Source organism: Mesorhizobium sp. WSM4841 (assembly GCF_055811515.1).
Genome location: NZ_JBVVQC010000002.1, coordinates 49,592 through 67,771 on the forward strand (window position 1 = coordinate 49,592; position 18,180 = coordinate 67,771).

Sequence of the window (18,180 nt, forward strand, 5' to 3'; positions counted from 1 at the left end):
GTCCGCTTCCCCGCTTACTTGTAGATGAAGCCGACAACGCCGTGATAACGGCCGTTGGGCTTGTCGGTCTGCATGGTGCCGTAGACGCGATTGACACGGCCTAGGAACATGCCGGCGCCATCGCTGGCGGCGTTGAAATTGTCATCCGGCTTGGCAAGAGCGTTGCGCGTCACCGGTTTCACCAAATAAGGCGTGATGATGATGACCAGCTCGGTCTCGTTGCGGACGAAGTCCCGGCTGCGGAACAGCGTGCCAAGCACTGGGATCTTGGTCAGCCCGGGCAGCCCGGCGACCGCCTGCCTGATGTCGTCCCGAACCAGGCCGGCGATCATCATCGAACCGCCGGAAGGCAGTTCAACGGTGGTGTCTGCCAGTCGCTTTCGGATCGACAGCAAAGTGGTGCCGGGCAAGTCACCGGCCGCTTCGAGCACTGTGGCGCCTTCCGTCGTAGGCTCCGAAACCGACGTCCTCACCTTAAGGCTGATGCGGCCCGCCGAGAGCACGACAGGCTGGAATTCGAGGCCAATTCCATATTCGAGCTTTTCATTGCTGTAAGTAACCTGGCCCGTTATGTTGTCTTCTGAAACGTTGCTCGTCCGGCTTGTGATGAGATTGAATTCGCCGCCGACTTTGAATGTCGCTTTTTCGCCCGAAACCGCGGTCAGCGTCGGCTCGGCGAGTGTCTTCATGACGCCGCTCTGCTCCATGGCATTGATATACGCCTGAAGTCCGTTTCCGAGCGCGTCACCCAACTGTAAGTTGGAGTACTGCGAAATCGGCTTGCCCAGGCCATAAGCAGGAGAACTCATCGCGCCGAAGGAGAAGCCGTTGCTGCTGCCGTTGCCGATCAGGTTAACGCTGAGCTGCTTCATCACCGAGCGGCTGACTTCGGCCACCGTCACCTTGAGCGTCACCTGGTCGTCGCCGATGATCTGCAAGAGGTTGACGATCTGGCTGACGCGACGCTCGGAATCCGGATTGTCGATGTCGACACCGGATTCGGCCGAGCCGCCGGAGGCGGTCTGCGAATATTGTCCGGTGGTCGCTTCACCGCCGGACACGAAGATGGTGGCCAGATCGACCGCGCGCTTGGCATCCAGGGGAGTGTCCACGGTTCCGGTCAGGACGACGTTGTCGTTCAGCAATTCGACAGTGATGGCCGATGATGGGATGAAGCGTCTGATATAGTCTTCCAGTCCGGCGACGTCGCGTTCGACTGCCAGATCCAGGCTGACGATCTGTTCGCCATTGGGGCCGAAGACGAAGATGTTGGTGTCGCCCACCGCCTTTCCGAAGAGATAGATGCGCCTGGCGGTGCGGGTCACCGCATCGGCGACCGCCGGGTTGGCGACCAGTATATCATAGGCATCGCTCGGCAGGTCGATGACCACCGATTTGTTGAGACCGAGCTTGACGCGCTGGGTGGCGGTCGAAGCCGACACCTCGGCGTTCCTGCTTGCCGCATTCGCCTCGAGGAGGCCATGTGCATTCGATCCAAGCAGGAACAGGCCGATTGCCGCAGCCAGTGTGACCGGCAGTCCAGCGTTTAGCCTCATTGCCTTGCTCCCACTTCGGAAACTTCGCCCGACTTGATCAGGCGCACTGTTCCGCGCCGGCCATTGCCGGAAACGAGATAGTCGGCCTCGCCCAGATTCTTCTCCTGGGTGTCGGTGATCGACCGCAGCGCCAATGTCAGGCGATCCGCCATCTGCTGGGCGACGGTGATGATTTCCGCCTGCTGCGGTGTCAGTTCCAGGGTGGCGGTCTGGCCGACCCTGGTCCGCTTGCCTTCCTCGTCCTCCTGGATGGTCTGGTCGATTGCCAGGACGCGAATGTTCTTGAGGATGGTCTCGGTCGTAAAGCCGCTGCCGCCGCCCGCGGCATCGGCTCTGCGGGTCATGATGACGTCGACGAAATCGTTGGGAAGAATAAAGCCGCCGGCCGAAGTGTCGGCCGATACGGCTGTGGCGACTGCCCGCATCCCGGAGGGCAGGATCGACGACATGAAGCTTTGTCCCTCGCCGATCAGCTTGGAGCGCCGCAACGGCTCACCGGCATACATCGCTACACGGGCGACGCCGCCTTTCAGCTTCTCAAGCGCATCGGGCTCCGCGGCGCGGGTTATGAAATTCGCGTTGATGCCGTCGGCCGGCCAGGACTGCCAGCTGATGTTGTTCTCGAGCGGGCTGCCCATCGGAACATCGCCGGACAGGACAAGCACGTCCTGCAGTGCGATTGCCGGCGCCTTGGGGCCGGAATCGACGATTTGAGGCGGCGGAGCCGTGGCCATGTTTTTTGCGACATATCCTGCGCCACCTGCCGCGGCCACCGCCACGCCCAGAATGATCAGTCGGGATGCTGGCATCTGTCCGAACCTTGTCTTGGCAAATCCACGTAGCCAAGCCGGACCTTGCATCGGCAATCGTCAAAACAAGGTTAATTTAATACTTACGATCGTGATTAATTTAAGGTTTACATAAATTTGAGGCATCCGGTCCGGCCCGCAAAAAGGCGGCCGAGCCGCCTGCTCAAACGCCGAATCGAAGAAGGGAAGGCTGGCCTGACGAGGGAAGGATGGCCTGACGAGGGAAGGATGGTGGCGAGAATTAAGCCGCCAGCCTTGCCAGCGCCCACGCCATCAACGGCGAGTTCGGAAAGGTGAGCAGCCCGCCAATGCCAAGCGCGATGCCATAGGGAACGCCTGATGTCTCGTCGGCGAAGTGGCGTAGAAACGGATTGTGGCTTGTGACGGCCGCAAGCGGCGATTTCCGATAGACGAGGATGGCGAGCGTCAGCAGGCCACCGATGAATGTCGAGGTTACGAGATATTCGACGAGATGGATGTTCAGTCCCATCCAGATGGCGGTGGCGGCCAGCAGCTTGGCGTCGCCGCCTCCCATGCCGCCGAGCGCGAACAGACCGAAGGTTACGGCGAGAACCAGGCCGCCGGCGGCGAAATGCCAGCCATAGGTTGCCCAGTCCATGCCCGTCAGCGGCGCGACCAGGGCGAAGACGACCACAAGCAGCACCGGCACGCGATTGGCGATCGTCATCGACAGCATGTCGGAGATCGCGGCAAAGAGCATGCAGAACGGAAAGACGACGAAGATCAGGGCTTCAAGCATCGGCGCGGGCCTATGGTCAACTATGCCTAGCCCAGCCTAGACATGTTCGATTAACGATTGATGAGGTTGCGAGCTGAAAAACTGCCGGTACGACGAAACAGGGCCGCCAGTGAGGCGGCCCTGTTCTGGAAAACGACCGGACTTCGTGATCTGTTACGAATTGTTGATCGAAGTGGCGATCCCGTTGAACTTCGCGTTCAGCGCGTCGCCCAGCGAGCCGGCGCCGACCATGATGGCGAGCGCGATGAGAGCGGCGATCAGACCGTATTCGATAGCGGTCGCGCCGGATTCGTCCTTCACAAAACGTGCAATGAGATTAGACATTCGAGAGCTCCTACTCCAGGTGTTACAGCAATTCCGTCAACTTCTCTTGGCGGCTGATCGGATGCTGCTAATCTATGGAGAAGCTCTTTCGATCGGCTTAATAAACAGCCTTACCGATTCCTTTCCGGCTTCGATGACATGGCGTGGTTAACCGTAAACTAAGTGACGCCTAATGGACCCGACCGGCACGTCAAAGGGCGCGAAAGCCGCAATTCACCGATTGGGAAAGGGGCGATCCGCTTCAGGCGATCACGATGCCAATCCCGACATCATCACGCCTCCCCATCCGCTTAACCGTTGGTTCACCAATCTCGTTCATGTTCCGTTGAGCAGTTTGCCGCCGTGGAGCACTTCAATGACCGGGCCGAGATCGTCCTTTCCGATTGTCGCGCTTCTTGCCGCCACGGCCTTTGTCGTGCCGGCCAAGGCTGGTGCCGGCATCGAGGTCACGATGAACCAGGCGAAGATCGTCAAACTGTCGCGCGCCGCCGATACGATCGTCGTCGGCAACCCGGCGATCGCCGACGCCGCCGTGCAGGATGCTTCGACGATCGTGCTGACGGGCAAGGGCTTCGGCGTCACCAACCTCGTTGTCCTAGATCAAGAGGGCCGTCCGATCGTCGACGAGCAGATCACCGTGGTGCGACAGGACGCGTCGTCGGTGCGCATCTATCGGCGTGCCGAAATACAGACCATGTCCTGCACGCCGTATTGCGAGAGCTCGTATAAAAGCGATGCGGAGAAGGCCTCGGAAGCCGAGATGAGCGCCGGCCGGTAGCGACCTGACCGTCTCGTCTCGCTGAAATGCCGCTTCGGTTGTCGGCCCGTTAAAACCTTTCCCTCGAATTTAACGATCATCCAAACCGCACCTCAATGGGTTTGCGCTAATGCTCCCTCCGACACCCCTTCAGGATCGGCAGGCCCGGGACATGAGCAAAGCAGGACCAGCAGGCTTTTCAGCGCGCTTCCTTGGCGACCGGCGCGGCAGCACGGCTTTGGAATTCGCGATGCTTGCGGTGCCATTTGCGCTCCTCGTCTTTGCCATACTGGAGAGCTGCATTTCATTTGCCGGGCAAGAGGTGATGGCCAATATTGCCGACGATGTCGCGCGCCAGCTACGGACGGGCCAGATAAGGCAGGCCAATGTAACGGAGGCCACGCTGAAGACCATGATCTGCAGCCGGCTGGAAATCATGGTCGCCAAGGACTGCCCCGGATTGCTGGTGGATCTGCGCGAATATCCGACCTTCGCCGATGCGGCCTCCGCACGCTTCAAGATCCAAGACGGTGAGATCGTGCTGACGCAAGGCACGAGTGCAAAGACCTTCTCGGTGGCCCCGGGCTTGGCTGAATCGATAAACATGCTGCGGGTTTTTTACAAATGGCCCGTCATGACCGATTTCATGGCCAAGTCGATGGCCAATCTGAAAGACGGCAACACGCTGCATTTCGCATCGGTGACCTGGCAGAACGAGCCGTTCGACAACTGAAAACGCACCGTCGCGTGGGTGAAAAAGGACGAGGGCATGGGGCGTGCGGAGGCACATAAGGGGATCGCTGGAATCTGCACGAAAGCCATCCGGTTCTGCTGCGATCGCCGCGGTGTCGCGGCGGTTGAGTTTGCCTTCATCGTGCCCGTCCTGCTGATCATGTACTTCATGACCATGGAAGCCTCGCAAGCCATCGAAACCAGCAAGAAGGTCAGTCGCATCGGCAGCATGGTGGCGGATCTCGTTACCCAGCAGCAGACCATCACGGCAGCCGATCTCGATGCGATCATGCAGATCGGCAACTCCACCCTTCAGCCGTACAACCGATCGACCCCGGAAATCATCATCACCGCAATCCAGGTCACGGACGAAGCGACGCCGAAGGTGGTGGTCGTTTGGTCACGCAAGATGGTCGGTGGCGCCTTCAGCGCCGCCGCCGCCAAGAACTCCATCACCACGGTTGCACCGACGCTCGAGATCAAGGGCACCTTTCTCATTCGCGTCGAAAGCAATCTCGCATACCAGCCGATCATTACCTGGTCGGCGGACAGTGAGAAACGGCTTGGATTGAGTTCGGCTTTCGACTCGATATCGATGGGCGAAACCTATTATCTCAGGCCCCGCAGAAGCCCAACGATTCCCTGCAGCACCTGCTGAAACGACCGCGCCCGATTCCGATCGCCTGCTATCGGCCGTTACCTGACGCCAGGCGCACGATGGCTGCAGCCATCGTGGCTCTGCTGGGTGCGGCCTGGTCGAACCCACTACGCGCCGACGGGCGGGGATGACATCGGCACGGTTCGTGGCCACATCTCAACTATCGCGCCAAGCCGTCTGCTTCCGAATTGCCAATGGCGGCGCGGCCCCCTATGTCTGGGCGGACAGACAAACGATAATAATGAACCCCTGCAATGGCGCGCGCCTTTCTTTTTGTTCTCGATTCCTTCGGCATCGGCGGCGCGGCTGACGCCGGGCGCTATGGCGACGCCGGTTCCAACACGTTCGGACACATCGCCAGAGCCTGCGCGGAGGGCCGGGCGGATCGCGAGGGGCTGCGCAAAGGCCCGCTTTTGGTACCCAACATGCTCTCGCTCGGCCTGGGTCACGCGGCGAAAACAGCGACGGGATTCAGCATCGACATCGGCAGCAAGGTCCAGCTCGCCTCCGCCTTCCATGGCGCGGCGCAGGAGATTTCGAGCGGCAAGGACACGCCATCGGGCCATTGGGAAATCGCCGCCTTGCCGGTCCGCTTCGACTGGGGCTATTTCCCGGACACGGTTCCCGCCTTTCCAGCCGATCTGACCGAAGCGATCATCCGCGAAGGAGAGGTGCCGGGCATTCTCGGCAATTGCCATGCCCCGGGCACCGAGATCATCGAGCGTTTCGGCGAGAAGCATATCCGCACCGGCAAGCCGATCTGCTACACTTCGGTCGACTCCGTCCTGCAGATCGCCGCTCATGAAGTTCACTTCGGCCTGGAACGGCTCTACGAATTCTGCAAGGTGGTGCGCAGGCTGGTCGATCCGCTGAACATCGGACGGGTGATCGCGCGGCCTTTCATTGGCGAAACCGCCGCCAGCTTTGAACGGACGCACAACCGCCGGGACTATTCGGTGCCGCCGCCCGAACCGACCCTGCTCGACCGGCTGACGGCGCGCGGCAGCCGGGTCATCGCGGTCGGCAAGATCGGCGACATCTTCGCCCATCGCGGCATATCGGAAGTGCGCAAGGCCGCCGGCAACATGGCGATGTTCGACAAGGCGCTCGGCGCGATGGATGACGCGGGCGACGGCGATCTCGTCTTCGCCAATTTCGTCGATTTCGACACAGAGTTCGGCCATCGGCGCGACGTTGCCGGCTACGCCGCCGCGCTCGAGGCCTTCGACCGGCGGCTGCCGGAGGCGCTTGCACGGCTGAGGCACGGCGACCTTCTCATCCTCACGGCCGATCATGGCAACGATCCGACCTGGCAGGGCACCGATCATACACGCGAACGCATTCCGGTGATCGGCACGGGACCAGGTTTTGGCGGCGACATTGGGCTCAGAACGACCTTCGCCGACATCGGTGAAACCGTCGCCGAGCATCTTGGGCTGGCACGCGGCCGTCACGGCACCTCCTTCTATACAACGATAGGCGGCCATGCCTGAGTTGCCTGAGGTCGAAACGGTGCGGCGGGGCCTGCAGCCGGTTCTGGAAGGCGCCCGCATCGCCCGCGTCGAGGCACGCCGGCCCGACCTGCGCTTTCCGTTTCCCGAAAAATTCTTGGAGAGGCTGACCGGCAAGACGATTACGGCGCTCGGCCGCCGGGCCAAATACCTGACGATGCATCTCGAAGGCGGTCCGGTGCTGATCTGCCATCTCGGCATGTCGGGTTCGTTCCGCATTGAAACGTCCGATGACGGCGAAATGCCCGATAGCCGCAAAATGTTGGGCGCGTTTTATCTCGAGCGCTCGAAAAGTGCGGTGCACGACCATGTCGTCTTCCATATCGTCTCTCCCGAAGGCGCCCGGTCCCGCGTGACCTTCAACGATCCGCGCCGTTTCGGCTTCATGCTGTTTTCCGAAGGGGCGCCCGACACGCATCCGATGCTGGCGGGGCTGGGCGTCGAGCCGACAGGCAATGCTTTGGACGGCGAGCTGCTCGCCTCGCTGCTGAAAGGCCGGAAGTCGCCGCTGAAGGCAGCACTTCTCGATCAGCGGTTGATCGCCGGGCTCGGCAATATCTATGTGTCGGAGGCCCTGTGGCGCGCCGGTCTGTCGCCGTTGCGCGAGGCAGGCACCATCGCAAAGCCTGGAAAGAGGGCCAAACAGCAGCGCGACGCCCTTGCCGAAGCAATCCGCGCGGTGATTGCCGATGCGATCGCCGCCGGCGGATCGTCGCTGCGCGACTATGTGCAGACCGACGGGTCTTTGGGCTATTTCCAGCATTCGTTCGCGGTCTATGATCGCGAGGGCGAACCCTGCTCCAAGCACGGCTGCGGCGGCCACATAGAGCGCATCGTGCAAAGCGGGCGTTCCACCTTCTACTGCCGGACTTGTCAGTTGTGAGCTAGGTGCCGGGTGTGACCTAGATGCCGAGCTGGACGCCAGATGTAAGCCAGATGACCGAGTGAGGAGATACAGTCATGGCCCATGAAACGATTATCGTCGAAATCCGCGGCAAGGTCGGGCTGATCACGCTGAACCGGCCGAAGGCGCTCAATGCGCTGAACTCTCAGGTCCTGACGGAAGTGGTCGCGGCCGTGAACGGCTTTTGCGCGAATGCCGACATCGGCGCGATGGTCATCACTGGCTCCGAAAAAGCCTTCGCGGCAGGTGCGGACATCAAGGAAATGCAGGCGATCTCCTTTGTCGACGCCTATGTGCAGGATTTCTTTGTCGGCTGGGAAGAGTTCACCCGGGCGCGCAAGCCTGTTATCGCGGCGGTGGCCGGCTATGCGCTTGGCGGCGGCTGCGAACTGGCGATGATGTGCGATTTCATCATCGCCGCCGACAACGCCAAATTCGGCCAACCCGAGATCACGCTCGGCGTCATGCCGGGCATGGGCGGATCACAGCGCCTCACCCGCTTCGTCGGCAAATCGAAGGCGATGGACATGTGCCTGACCGGACGGATGATGGATGCGGCGGAAGCCGAGCGTTGCGGCCTGGTGTCACGTGTCGTGCCCGCCGTCGAGCTGCTCGAGGAGGCGTTGAAGGCGGCAGCCAAGATAGCCGATTTTTCGCTGCCGTCGGTGATGATGGCGAAAGAGGCCGTCAACCGCGCCTATGAAACGACACTGGCCGAAGGGCTGCGGTTCGAGCGCCGGCTGTTTCACTCGCTGTTTGCCCTCGATGACCAGAAGGAAGGCATGGCGGCCTTTGCCGAGAAGCGGAAGCCAAATTTCACGAACCGATAGATCGTGACGACAGCGGCCAGAAGCGAGCGACAGCAGCGGCCAAAAAGAAGGCGAAGCAGCGTTGACGCGCCGGAAAAGCTGAACTATAAGCCGCACCAACCGAGGCGGCCCTGTGGCTGCCCGTTTGTTTTTGCGCCCTGCGACATCCCGCATGCGCCCACCAGATCAGAAGAGAGGCATCATGGCCAATACCTCCTCGGCCAAAAAGGCAACGCGCAAGATCGCCCGTCGCACGGCGATTAACAAGAACCGCCGCTCGCGCGTGCGGACCTACATCCGCCAGGTCGAAGAGGCGCTCGCCTCGGGCGACAAGGCTGCCGCGCAGGCTGCTTTCAAGGTGGCGGAACCGGAATTGATGCGCGCCGCGACCAAGGGCGTGGTGCACAAGAATACGGCATCGCGCAAGGTGTCGCGCCTGGCCCAGCGACTCAAGGTGCTGTCGGCCTAATATACCTTTACTGATCTTGCCTTCTTCAAGCCCGGCCGCTCGTGCCGGGTTTTTCGTTTGCCGGCAAGTACTTAAAAGAAATCTCCCAAACAGACACTCCGCACGATTTCAATGTTCGAAATGCTTTGCCGGCATATACATGCCTGCTGATAGGCGCAGCCGCTGAAAGCGTTCACGGCAAAAATATCAGCTGTCAAAAATAAGCTTTATTTTTCAATAAGTTATTGACGGTCATCCACAGCTTGTTCACATCTGGCGCGAGGGACGGGGAACATTTGCCTGTCAAGAAAATTATTTCAGAAAATTTCGCGCGAGGCGGCCTTTTTCATATTCGCCGGAAAAGGGTTTGAATCACAATGGCTTTGTCAAAACATGCCAGTGCAACGCAGGCTCCGAACCCCTCTGCGCTAACCACATTCCTTAAAAATCCGTTAGTCGTGGCCTTGCCCTATCCACAGCGATTTCGTTAATGTCGGTCTATCGAGAGGGATGGGCCGTTGGCCCTTAACCCAGCCTGAATCGGCCAGCAAAAATGGCAGAATTCGTGACGTGGATCATTTCCGCGTACGGGCTTGGTTTGTCTTTTCGATACGGTAGGGGATTGGCGTAATTGTACATGGCAGATCAATAACGCGCCGGCGTTTTCGCCGGACGGAATTGTATTGCCCTGACATGACCAAAGCGGGCTGGCTCTGATGAGGCGGCGCCGGTTCCCTGACAATGAGGCGACATCATCTGCCGGCGGCGGCGATGGTGTCGCAGCAAAGACACGGTCGCCGGAAACATGGATGCAGGAGGCGCATTCCCGGCGGAAAAAGGTACAAAAGGACAAGGAACTCGATCATGCAGAGCGGCATCGAAAGGGAGCTTACGGGCGACCTCCCATTCCCTGGAACCTTAACCGAAGGGGACGATATGTCGGCTTCCATCGACGCGGAACAAAAGTTCGACCGGGTCAAGGCCCAGTTGAAGGCGCGTCTGGGAACCGAAGTCTATTCGAGCTGGTTCGGACGCATGAAGGTCGCCGAGGCGTCCCGGGGCATTGTCCGCATCTCGGTTCCCACCGCCTTCCTGCGCTCGTGGATCAACGGCCACTATCTCGACCTCATCGCCGAGCTGTGGAAACACGAGGATCCTGAAATCCTCAAGATCGAGATCGTGGTGCGCACCGCTACCCGCCCGGGGCGCAACGGCGTCGAGCCCGAAGTGGCCCCGGCGCGCAAGATGACCAGGCAAGCGCAAACGGCGCTGGCCGCGGGAACAGCAAGCCCCGGCAGGCTGGAGCGGGTACCGGCACCTCGTTCGGGAACGCCTGCAGAGACCGAGTTCCGGCACAATGTGCTCGGTTCGCCGCTAGACCCGCGCTACACGTTCGGCTCCTTCATCGAGGGACCGTCAAACCGGGTGGCCTTCGCCGCCGCCAAAGCGGTGGCGGAATCGCAGTCGAGCGCGGTGCGCTTCAATCCGCTGTTTCTTCACGCGACGGTGGGACTGGGCAAGACTCACCTGCTGCAGGCGATCGCGGCGGAATCGCTGAAGCAGAATCCGAAGTCGCGTGTCGTCTATCTCACCGCCGAATATTTCATGTGGCGGTTTGCCACCGCGATCCGCGACAACAACGCACTGACGCTGAAGGAACAGCTGCGCGACATCGATCTTCTCATCATCGACGACATGCAGTTCCTGCAAGGCAAGTCGATCCAGCATGAATTCTGCCATCTGATCAACATGCTGCTCGACAGCGCCAAGCAGGTGGTGGTCGCAGCCGACCGGCCGCCGTCGGAACTGGAATCGCTGGAGCCTCGCGTCCGCTCGCGCCTCAACGGCGGCGTCGCGCTCGAAATGTCGGCGCCGGATTTCGCCATGCGGATCGGCATGCTCAAGCTGCGCCTTGCCACCGCCAAGGCCGATGATGCGTCGCTCGACATCTCGGAGGAGATCCTCAACCATGTCGCCCGCACGGTGACCGGCAGCGGGCGCGAACTCGAAGGTGCGTTCAACCAGCTCCTGTTCCGCCAGTCGTTCGAACCGCAGATCACCATCGACCGCATCGACGAGATCCTCGGCCACATCTATCGTTCGGGCGAGCCGAAGCGGGTGCGCATCGAGGACATCCAGCGCATCGTAGCGCGCCACTACAATGTGTCGAAGACAGAACTTCTGTCTAACCGGCGCACGCGCACGATCGTCAAGCCGCGGCAGGTCGCCATGTACCTGTCGAAAGTGATGACACCGCGCTCCTTGCCGGAGATCGGACGGCGTTTCGGTGGCCGCGACCACACGACGGTGCTGCATGCCGTGCGCAAGATCGAGGATCTTTCAGGCGTCGACAACACGCTGGCGCAGGAGCTCGAATTGCTGAGAAGACTCATCAACGATCAGGCCTGACCGGCCCGAAAAACAAAAGCGCGTCGCATTTGGATGGCTGCGACGCGCTTGAAATCTTTGTTTTTTATGCATGTCGTTGCCCCACAACCGCTGCGCACTTTTGGGCGACAAGCATTGGCTTGCGGACTTCGCCAGTTTTATCCCCAGAAAGCCCGCGTAACCGGCCCGAACCGGTAGCACGGGCTTGCGCTTACGGGTTTTTTCCTGTCAGTTTGTGCAGATTCTGAGCCAGTTCAGAGCGTTCGCGGGTTGCCGCTTGCCGGAGACCCGCTCATTCATTCAAGCGAGCCTGTTTCGTCATGCGTGTTATCCTGGAACGGTCAAATCTCCTGAAGTCGCTCAACCACGTTCATCGCGTGGTCGAGCGGCGCAACACCATACCGATCCTTTCGAACGTGCTGCTGAGCGCCGAAGGCGCCACCCTCGAAATGAAGGCTACCGACCTCGATCTGGAGGTGACCGAAGCCACGCCCGCCAAGGTTGAGCGCGGCGGGGCGACGACGGTTCCGGCGCATCTGCTCTACGACATCGTGCGCAAGCTCGCCGACGGCGCGGAAGTCATGCTGAAGACCGACGAGGACGGCAACGCCATGACGGTGACCTCGGGCCGCTCGAGCTTCCGTCTCCAGTGTCTGCCGCAATCCGATTTCCCGGAGCTTTCGGCCGGATCGTTCTCGCATATCTTTCGGCTCGATTCGGTCGCTCTCAAGGGCCTGATCGAGAAGACCCAATTCGCCATCTCCACCGAAGAGACGCGCTACTACCTGAACGGCATCTATCTGCACACGCATGACGCCGACGGCAAGCTGAAGCTGCGCTCGGTAGCGACCGACGGCCATCGGCTGGCACGCGCCGAGATCGACGCGCCGGCAGGATCCGAAGGCATGCCGGGCATCATCATTCCGCGCAAGACGGTCAGCGAGCTGCAAAAGCTTGTCGACGACCCGGACGTCGCCGTGACCACCGAATTGTCCGACACCAAGATCCGTTTCACCATCGGCAGTGTCGTTTTGACCTCGAAGCTGATCGACGGCACCTTCCCGGACTATCAGCGGGTCATCCCCACCGGCAACGACAAGAAGCTGATCATCGACCGCCAGAGTTTCGCCGCTGCCGTCGACCGCGTCTCGACCATTTCGTCCGAACGCGGCCGGGCGGTGAAGCTCTCGATTGGAGAAGGCCAGGTCACGCTTGCGGTCAACAATCCGGATTCGGGCAGCGCCACCGAGGAACTGGCCGCGGACTATTCGTCCGACGCGATCGAAATCGGCTTCAACGCCAAATATCTGCTCGACGTCGCCGCCCAGTTGACCGGCACTGAGGCAAAATTCATGCTGGCGGACGCCGGTTCGCCAACGCTGATCCACGATATGGCCGACGAAACCACACTCTACGTGCTGATGCCGATGCGGGTATAGGCCAGAACGAGGCCATCTTGCTGTCATGACCGGAGTTGCGAAGCAGCCTGAGCACGATCAGCAGACTCATATAAGTAAGCTGTCACTTACGAATTTCCGCAATTACGCAACGCTGTCGATCGGCCTCGACCCCGGCGCCGTGGTTTTTTCCGGCGACAATGGCGCCGGCAAAACCAACCTGCTGGAAGCGATTTCCCTGCTGACACCGGGTCGCGGCCTGCGCCGTGCACCTTATGCCGACGTGGCGCGTGAAGGCGGCGACGGCGGCTTTGCCATCCATGCCCGGCTCGATGGGCCGGACGGACCGGTCGAGATCGGCACCGGCGTTGCAGGCGGCGATGCCGCCGGCGAGAGCGGCCGGCGGGTGCGGATCAATGGCGCGGCAGCGCGCTCGGCGGAGGACATGCTGGAATGGCTGCGCGTCGTCTGGCTCACACCGGCGATGGATGCATTGTTCACCGGGCCGGCCGCTGACCGCCGGCGCTTTCTCGACCGGCAGGTCCTGGCGATCGATCCCGGCCACGGCCAGCGCGCGCTCGACTACGAAAAAGCGATGCGCGGCCGCAATCGGCTGCTCGCCGAAGGCTCGCGTGACGGCGCCTGGTTCGATGCGATCGAGACGCAAATGGCCGAAACCGGTGTGGCGATTGCCGCGGCGCGTGCCGAACTGGTGCGCCTGCTCGCCGCCATGATCGACAGGCTGCCAAGTGCCGGTTCGTTTCCGCAAGCCGACATCGGCCTGTCCGGCGCGCTGGAAAGCGAAGTCGGCACCTCCGCGGCTGTCGATGTCGAGGAGCGGTTCCGCCAAGCGCTTGCCGAAGGCCGCGATCGCGACCGCGCCGCCGGGCGCACGCTCGACGGCCCGCACCGTTCGGACCTCGTGGTGCGGCACCGGCCCAAGGCGATGCCGGCCGAACTCTGTTCGACCGGCGAGCAGAAGGCGTTGCTGGTCGGCATGGTCTTGTCGCATGCCCGGCTCACCGGCGAGATGTCGGGCATGACGCCGATCCTGCTGCTCGACGAGATCGCTGCCCATCTCGACAGCGGCCGGCGCGCCGCGCTGTTCTCGATCCTGGAAGAGCTGAATTGCCAGGCTTTCATGACCGGGACCGATGCGGCGCTGTTTTCCAGTCTCAAGGGACGCGCGCAGTTCCTGACCGTCGATCACGGCACGGTCGGGCCAACCATTTGACTTCCTTGATATCGTTATCCCAAAACTGCTTCGCACCCCGATGGCCGAGCCCGAGGGCAGGCTTTTTGGCGCCCTGCATTGGCGCCTGACAAGGTTTTTCTCCCGCTAAAGCGCGTCGCGTTCGACCGGCCTCATGCGACGCGCTTTAGGTTGTTGTTTTATGCATGTCGTCATCGCAAAACCGCTGCACACTTTTGCGCGACATGCATATATGGTCGGGCGATGATCACCACCGCGCTCACTAACGAAGAACTCGAACGCTACGCCCGCCACATCGTGCTACCCGAGATCGGCGGCGCCGGCCAGCAGCGACTGAAGCGGGCTCGAGTCCTGGTCATCGGCGCCGGCGGCCTGGGAGCGCCGGTGCTTGAATATCTTGCCGCAGCCGGCGTCGGCACACTCGGCATCGTCGACGACGACAGCGTCTCGCTGTCGAACCTGCAAAGACAGGTGATCCACGGCACCGACACTGTCGGCATGGCGAAAACCGACAGTGCCAAAGCGGCCATCGCCCGCATCAATCCCAACGTCGCCGTGGAACTGCACAATCTCAGGCTGAAGGCGGACAACGCGCCTGCCCTCGTCGCCCGTTATGACATCGTCGTCGACGGTTCCGACAATTTCGAAACACGTTATGCCGCGGCCGACGCCTGCGCCGCGGAAAAGCGGCCGCTGGTACATGCCGCCGTCGGCCGCTTCGACGGCTCGGTGACCGTGCTGAAACCGTTCGAAGCCGGCGCGGACGGCAGGCCGAATCCAAGCTATCGCGATCTTTTTCCGGAACCGCCGCCACCCGGCCTGGTGCCATCCTGCGCTGTGGCCGGCGTACTCGGCGTGCTGACCGGTGTCGTCGGCACGCTGCAGGCTATGGAGGCGATCAAGCTGATCGCCGGCATTGGCGAGCCGCTGGTCGGCCGGCTGCTGCTTTACGATGCGTTGACAGCGCGCTTCGACACGATCCGCTACAAGAGAAACTAGACCTTGAGCCTGGTTTCCGTCGAGCAGCTTCCGGCCGATTTCGACCGTTGGGACGAGGTGCTGGCGCTGATCATGCGCGCCTTCGCCGCCATGGACGGTGTCATCGCTCCGCCATCCTCGGCGCATCGGCTCACGGTCGAAAATCTCCGGGACAAGGCCCGGCAAGAGACGGGCTTTGCGGCGCTGAAGGACGGCAGGACCGTCGGCTGCGTTTTTGTTCTGGAGCGGGCCAACGATTTCTAAAGCGCGTCGCGTTTGACCGGGCCTCATGCGACGCGCTTTAGGTTGTTGTTTTATGCATGTCGTTATCGCAAAACCGCTGCACACTTTTGCGCGACATGCATTATATCGGAAAGCTCGCGATCGAACCGGACTTTCAGGGACAGGGCATTGCCAGGCAGCTGATGCAAGCTGTCGAGGATCTCGCCCGCAACCGCGGCAAGCCTGCGATCGAGCTTCAGACGCGGATCGAACTGACCGGGAATCACGCGGCCTTTGCCCGGCTCGGCTTTCGCGAAACGGAACGGACAGCGCACAAGGGCTATGACCGTCCGACCTCGATTACCATGCGCAAGGTGATTTCGTAAGCCTGCGCTAACTTAAGATGGCATCACGTCCGCAGTGGCAGTACGCGATCCGGTGGACGGTGGCCATCGAAGAAGGCGCGGATGTTGATGATCACCTTCTCGCCCATGTCGATCCGGCCTTCGAGCGTCGCCGACCCCATGTGCGGCAACAACACGACCTTGCCCTTGGCGGCGAGCTTCAGCAATTTGCTGTTCAGCGCCGGCTCATGCTCGTAGACATCGAGGCCGGCGCCGGCGATCTTGCCGTCCTGGATCAGCTTGACCAGAGAGTCCTCGTCGATGATGTCGCCGCGCGCTGTGTTGACGATGTAAGCGGACGGTTGCAGAAGCGCCAGCCGCCGCGCCGAAAGCAGGTGGAAGGTCGCCGGCGTCGACGGACAATTGACCGATATGATGTCCATGCGGGCAAGCATCTGGTCGAGGCTCTCCCAGTAGGTCGCCTCCAGCTCGTCCTCGACTGCCGGCAGCACGCGATGGCGGTTGTGATAGTGGATCGACAGGCCAAAGGCCTTGGCCCGTCGGGCGACAGCGGTGCCGATGCGGCCCATGCCGACAATGCCGAGGCGTTTGCCCCAGATACGCCGGCCGAGCATCCAGGTTGGCGACCAGCCGGCCCATTTCTTGTCGCCGGTCAGCACATTGGCGCCTTCCGCAAGCCGCCGCGGCACCGCCAGCATCAGCGCCATGGTCATGTCGGCCGTATCTTCGGTCAGCACGTTCGGCGTATTGGTGACAGTAATGCCCTTCTTCGCTGCTGCTGACACGTCGATCTTGTCGACGCCGTTACCGAAATTGGCGATCAGCTTGAGATTGTCGCCAGCCTGAGCGATCAGCGCCGCGTCGATTTGATCGGTTATGGTCGGCACCAGCACGTCGGCTTCCTTGACCGCCGCGACCAGTTCCGGCTGCGTCATAGGCCTGTCTTCGACATTCAGCCGGGCGTCGAACAGCTCACGCATGCGGGTCTCGACCGGGTCGGGGAGCTTGCGCGTGATGACGACGAGGGGCCTTTTTCTGCCTACCATTGTTTCCTCGAACCCGACCTCGTTGAGACCTCTTTAACCAAGACAGGCGAAACTGCAGGCCGGTCGCGGTGCCAGTTCTTCATGTAACAAGAGGTTCCGCCGAAGACAAAGAAAAAGGGGCGCCAAGGCCGATGAGCCGGCGCCGAAAGGAATGAAAGTGTCTGGTTTCGCGTCGCTCCGCCTCGCCCTCAGCGCAGCATTTCTCGGCGCTCTCCTTCATTCCTCGCATGTGGCGGCACAGAATGCGGCAGCACCCGCCCAGAGCACAACGCTCGGCCCGAGCGGCCTGCCGCTGCCGCGTTTCGTCAGCCTGAAAGCGGGCCGCGTCAACTCCCGCGTCGGACCAGGCGTCAACTATTCCGTCGACTGGATGTATATGAAGCCCGGCCTGCCGATGGAGATCATCCAGGAATTCGACACTTGGCGTCGTGTGCGCGATGCCGACGGCTCGGAAGGCTGGATCAACCAGTCGCTGCTTTCAGGCCGCCGTACGGCGATCGTAGCTCCCTGGCAGCGGGGCAAAGATGCCCGAGTCAATCTTCTCGACGACCCGGAAAAGGATGCCAGCATCGTCGCGATCATCGAGCCGGGCGCCATGGGCACGATCAAGTCCTGTGACGGCCAGTGGTGCGAGATGACCTTCAACGGCCACACCGGCTGGCTCGCCCAGTCGCTTGTCTGGGGCGCTTATCCGGGCGAACGGGTCAAGAACTGACCTCATCTTGTCGGTCGGGATTCTAGAGGCCGATACAGGCGAGACGGTATCTCGCGGCCTTATGAAGCGCGGATCAATCGGAGCGTTTGGGGCGCAGCCTCACCACGATGTCGACATTGGCGATCTCCATGCCTTCCGGCGGCTCCGGCAGGTTGGAAACCGTGACAGGACCACTGGCGATATCGAAGATCCTGTTTTCGCCTTCAATGTAGAAATGATGGTGATCGGAGGTGTTGGTGTCGAAGTAGGTCTTCGACCCCTCGACTGCCAGGATGCGCAGAAGGCCCGCCTGGGTGAATTGATGAAGAGCGTTGTAGACGGTGGCAAGCGAAACCGGCACGCCGGCGGTGATCGCCTCCTCGTGCAGCTCCTCGGCCGACAGATGGCGGTCGCCTTTGGCAAAAAGCAGATCGGCCAGCGCAATGCGCTGACGCGTCGGCCTCAGGCCAGCTTCGCGAACCCGCTTGTCCACAGAGACATTTTCCTTCCGGCAGCCCAGATCCATCTATCCGTCCAAGCTCAAAGTTTCGCCTCAAGATATGCCCAGAATGGCAAAAAACGAATATTGACCGAAACTGGACACCCCCC

19 protein-coding genes and 1 pseudogene are annotated in these 18,180 nt (G+C 61.3%); 14 read left to right on the forward strand and 6 right to left on the reverse strand.

Annotation, left to right across the window (positions count from 1 at the left end):
* Window positions 1–14: 14 nt before the first annotated feature.
* The 4 genes from AC0L14_RS02250 to AC0L14_RS02265 all read right to left on the reverse strand — a co-directional run bounded on the left by AC0L14_RS02250 (window position 15) and on the right by AC0L14_RS02265 (window position 3,449).
* Complete coding sequence (locus AC0L14_RS02250) at window positions 15–1,556, reverse strand: type II and III secretion system protein family protein (protein WP_473526065.1); 1,542 nt, start codon at window positions 1,554–1,556, stop codon at window positions 15–17.
* Entirely contained in the window at window positions 1,553–2,365 is an 813-nt protein-coding gene (gene cpaB / locus AC0L14_RS02255; RefSeq protein WP_473526066.1) for a Flp pilus assembly protein CpaB, read from the reverse strand. The genes AC0L14_RS02250 and cpaB overlap by 4 nt, the downstream gene beginning before the upstream one ends.
* 241 nt (window positions 2,366–2,606) lie before the next feature.
* On the reverse strand, window positions 2,607–3,125 hold the full coding sequence (locus AC0L14_RS02260) for an A24 family peptidase (protein WP_473748538.1): 519 nt from the start codon (window positions 3,123–3,125) through the stop codon (window positions 2,607–2,609).
* 153 nt (window positions 3,126–3,278) lie between these two features.
* Window positions 3,279–3,449 carry a Flp family type IVb pilin gene (locus tag AC0L14_RS02265; protein ID WP_473526068.1) on the reverse strand — a complete coding sequence of 57 codons (171 nt, stop codon included), beginning with the start codon at window positions 3,447–3,449 and terminating at the stop codon, window positions 3,279–3,281.
* Window positions 3,450–3,804: 355 nt separating this feature from the next.
* On the opposite strand from AC0L14_RS02265, the gene AC0L14_RS02270 reads away from it, so the two are divergent.
* The 13 genes and pseudogenes from AC0L14_RS02270 to AC0L14_RS02330 all read left to right on the forward strand — a co-directional run.
* On the forward strand, window positions 3,805–4,227 hold the full coding sequence (locus AC0L14_RS02270) for a pilus assembly protein N-terminal domain-containing protein (protein WP_192358289.1): 423 nt from the start codon (window positions 3,805–3,807) through the stop codon (window positions 4,225–4,227).
* Between the two features lie 151 nt (window positions 4,228–4,378).
* Entirely contained in the window at window positions 4,379–4,939 is a 561-nt protein-coding gene (locus AC0L14_RS02275; RefSeq protein ID WP_473483809.1) for a TadE/TadG family type IV pilus assembly protein, read from the forward strand.
* 36 nt (window positions 4,940–4,975) lie between these two features.
* Window positions 4,976–5,596, forward strand: a complete 621-nt coding sequence (locus AC0L14_RS02280) for a TadE/TadG family type IV pilus assembly protein (protein ID WP_473545221.1) — start codon at window positions 4,976–4,978, stop codon at window positions 5,594–5,596.
* A gap of 254 nt (window positions 5,597–5,850) precedes the next feature.
* Window positions 5,851–7,089, forward strand: coding sequence for a phosphopentomutase (locus AC0L14_RS02285; RefSeq protein ID WP_473545219.1), 1,239 nt, complete (start codon window positions 5,851–5,853; stop codon window positions 7,087–7,089).
* Window positions 7,082–7,990: a bifunctional DNA-formamidopyrimidine glycosylase/DNA-(apurinic or apyrimidinic site) lyase gene (gene mutM / locus AC0L14_RS02290; RefSeq protein ID WP_473545217.1), complete on the forward strand. Its 909-nt coding sequence runs from the start codon at window positions 7,082–7,084 to the stop codon at window positions 7,988–7,990. Before AC0L14_RS02285 ends, mutM begins: the two co-directional genes overlap by 8 nt.
* Window positions 7,991–8,067: 77 nt before the next feature.
* The gene (locus tag AC0L14_RS02295; RefSeq protein WP_123146531.1) at window positions 8,068–8,841 is read left to right on the forward strand and encodes an enoyl-CoA hydratase; all 774 of its coding nucleotides are present in this window, start codon (window positions 8,068–8,070) and stop codon (window positions 8,839–8,841) included.
* A 181-nt stretch (window positions 8,842–9,022) separates the two neighbouring features.
* Window positions 9,023–9,289, forward strand: coding sequence for a 30S ribosomal protein S20 (gene rpsT, locus AC0L14_RS02300; protein WP_029356919.1), 267 nt, complete (start codon window positions 9,023–9,025; stop codon window positions 9,287–9,289).
* Window positions 9,290–10,204: 915 nt separating this feature from the next.
* Window positions 10,205–11,677, forward strand: a complete 1,473-nt coding sequence (gene dnaA, locus AC0L14_RS02305) for a chromosomal replication initiator protein DnaA (protein WP_473483819.1) — start codon at window positions 10,205–10,207, stop codon at window positions 11,675–11,677.
* A gap of 299 nt (window positions 11,678–11,976) precedes the next feature.
* On the forward strand, window positions 11,977–13,095 hold the full coding sequence (gene dnaN / locus AC0L14_RS02310; protein ID WP_123146529.1) for a DNA polymerase III subunit beta: 1,119 nt from the start codon (window positions 11,977–11,979) through the stop codon (window positions 13,093–13,095).
* 25 nt (window positions 13,096–13,120) lie between these two features.
* Window positions 13,121–14,287 (forward strand): DNA replication/repair protein RecF, encoded by a 1,167-nt coding sequence (gene recF / locus AC0L14_RS02315; RefSeq protein WP_473483822.1) that lies wholly within the window; start codon window positions 13,121–13,123, stop codon window positions 14,285–14,287.
* A 222-nt stretch (window positions 14,288–14,509) separates the two neighbouring features.
* On the forward strand, window positions 14,510–15,265 hold the full coding sequence (locus AC0L14_RS02320; protein WP_473526072.1) for a molybdopterin-synthase adenylyltransferase MoeB: 756 nt from the start codon (window positions 14,510–14,512) through the stop codon (window positions 15,263–15,265).
* A 3-nt stretch (window positions 15,266–15,268) separates the two neighbouring features.
* Window positions 15,269–15,508, forward strand: coding sequence for a hypothetical protein (locus AC0L14_RS02325; RefSeq protein WP_473483826.1), 240 nt, complete (start codon window positions 15,269–15,271; stop codon window positions 15,506–15,508).
* 101 nt (window positions 15,509–15,609) lie between these two features.
* Window positions 15,610–15,852 (forward strand): annotated as a pseudogene (locus AC0L14_RS02330) (GNAT family N-acetyltransferase); the annotation flags it as partial.
* Window positions 15,853–15,875: 23 nt separating this feature from the next.
* Here the strand turns inward: AC0L14_RS02330 and AC0L14_RS02335 are convergent.
* Window positions 15,876–16,877 (reverse strand): 2-hydroxyacid dehydrogenase, encoded by a 1,002-nt coding sequence (locus tag AC0L14_RS02335; protein WP_123146526.1) that lies wholly within the window; start codon window positions 16,875–16,877, stop codon window positions 15,876–15,878.
* A 157-nt stretch (window positions 16,878–17,034) separates the two neighbouring features.
* Between AC0L14_RS02335 and AC0L14_RS02340 the strand changes: the two genes are divergently transcribed.
* Entirely contained in the window at window positions 17,035–17,592 is a 558-nt protein-coding gene (locus tag AC0L14_RS02340; RefSeq protein ID WP_473526074.1) for an SH3 domain-containing protein, read from the forward strand.
* 73 nt (window positions 17,593–17,665) lie between these two features.
* On the opposite strand, the gene irrA is transcribed toward AC0L14_RS02340, so the two are convergent.
* Window positions 17,666–18,097, reverse strand: a complete 432-nt coding sequence (irrA, locus tag AC0L14_RS02345; RefSeq protein WP_473748539.1) for an iron response transcriptional regulator IrrA — start codon at window positions 18,095–18,097, stop codon at window positions 17,666–17,668.
* Window positions 18,098–18,180 lie beyond the last annotated feature (83 nt).

Coding starts and splice junctions, on each gene's coding strand:
- AC0L14_RS02280 (WP_473545221.1), top strand. CDS start 4,976: ATGGGGCGTGCGGAGGCACATAAGGGGATCGCTGGAATCTGCACGAAA.
- dnaA (WP_473483819.1), top strand. CDS start 10,205: ATGTCGGCTTCCATCGACGCGGAACAAAAGTTCGACCGGGTCAAGGCC.
- irrA (WP_473748539.1), bottom strand. CDS start 18,097: ATGGATCTGGGCTGCCGGAAGGAAAATGTCTCTGTGGACAAGCGGGTT.
- mutM (WP_473545217.1), top strand. CDS start 7,082: ATGCCTGAGTTGCCTGAGGTCGAAACGGTGCGGCGGGGCCTGCAGCCG.
- AC0L14_RS02265 (WP_473526068.1), bottom strand. CDS start 3,449: ATGTCTAATCTCATTGCACGTTTTGTGAAGGACGAATCCGGCGCGACC.
- AC0L14_RS02260 (WP_473748538.1), bottom strand. CDS start 3,125: ATGCTTGAAGCCCTGATCTTCGTCGTCTTTCCGTTCTGCATGCTCTTT.
- AC0L14_RS02285 (WP_473545219.1), top strand. CDS start 5,851: ATGGCGCGCGCCTTTCTTTTTGTTCTCGATTCCTTCGGCATCGGCGGC.
- AC0L14_RS02270 (WP_192358289.1), top strand. CDS start 3,805: ATGACCGGGCCGAGATCGTCCTTTCCGATTGTCGCGCTTCTTGCCGCC.
- AC0L14_RS02320 (WP_473526072.1), top strand. CDS start 14,510: ATGATCACCACCGCGCTCACTAACGAAGAACTCGAACGCTACGCCCGC.
- AC0L14_RS02295 (WP_123146531.1), top strand. CDS start 8,068: ATGGCCCATGAAACGATTATCGTCGAAATCCGCGGCAAGGTCGGGCTG.
- AC0L14_RS02275 (WP_473483809.1), top strand. CDS start 4,379: ATGAGCAAAGCAGGACCAGCAGGCTTTTCAGCGCGCTTCCTTGGCGAC.
- recF (WP_473483822.1), top strand. CDS start 13,121: ATGACCGGAGTTGCGAAGCAGCCTGAGCACGATCAGCAGACTCATATA.
- AC0L14_RS02335 (WP_123146526.1), bottom strand. CDS start 16,877: ATGGTAGGCAGAAAAAGGCCCCTCGTCGTCATCACGCGCAAGCTCCCC.
- AC0L14_RS02250 (WP_473526065.1), bottom strand. CDS start 1,556: ATGAGGCTAAACGCTGGACTGCCGGTCACACTGGCTGCGGCAATCGGC.
- rpsT (WP_029356919.1), top strand. CDS start 9,023: ATGGCCAATACCTCCTCGGCCAAAAAGGCAACGCGCAAGATCGCCCGT.
- cpaB (WP_473526066.1), bottom strand. CDS start 2,365: ATGCCAGCATCCCGACTGATCATTCTGGGCGTGGCGGTGGCCGCGGCA.
- dnaN (WP_123146529.1), top strand. CDS start 11,977: ATGCGTGTTATCCTGGAACGGTCAAATCTCCTGAAGTCGCTCAACCAC.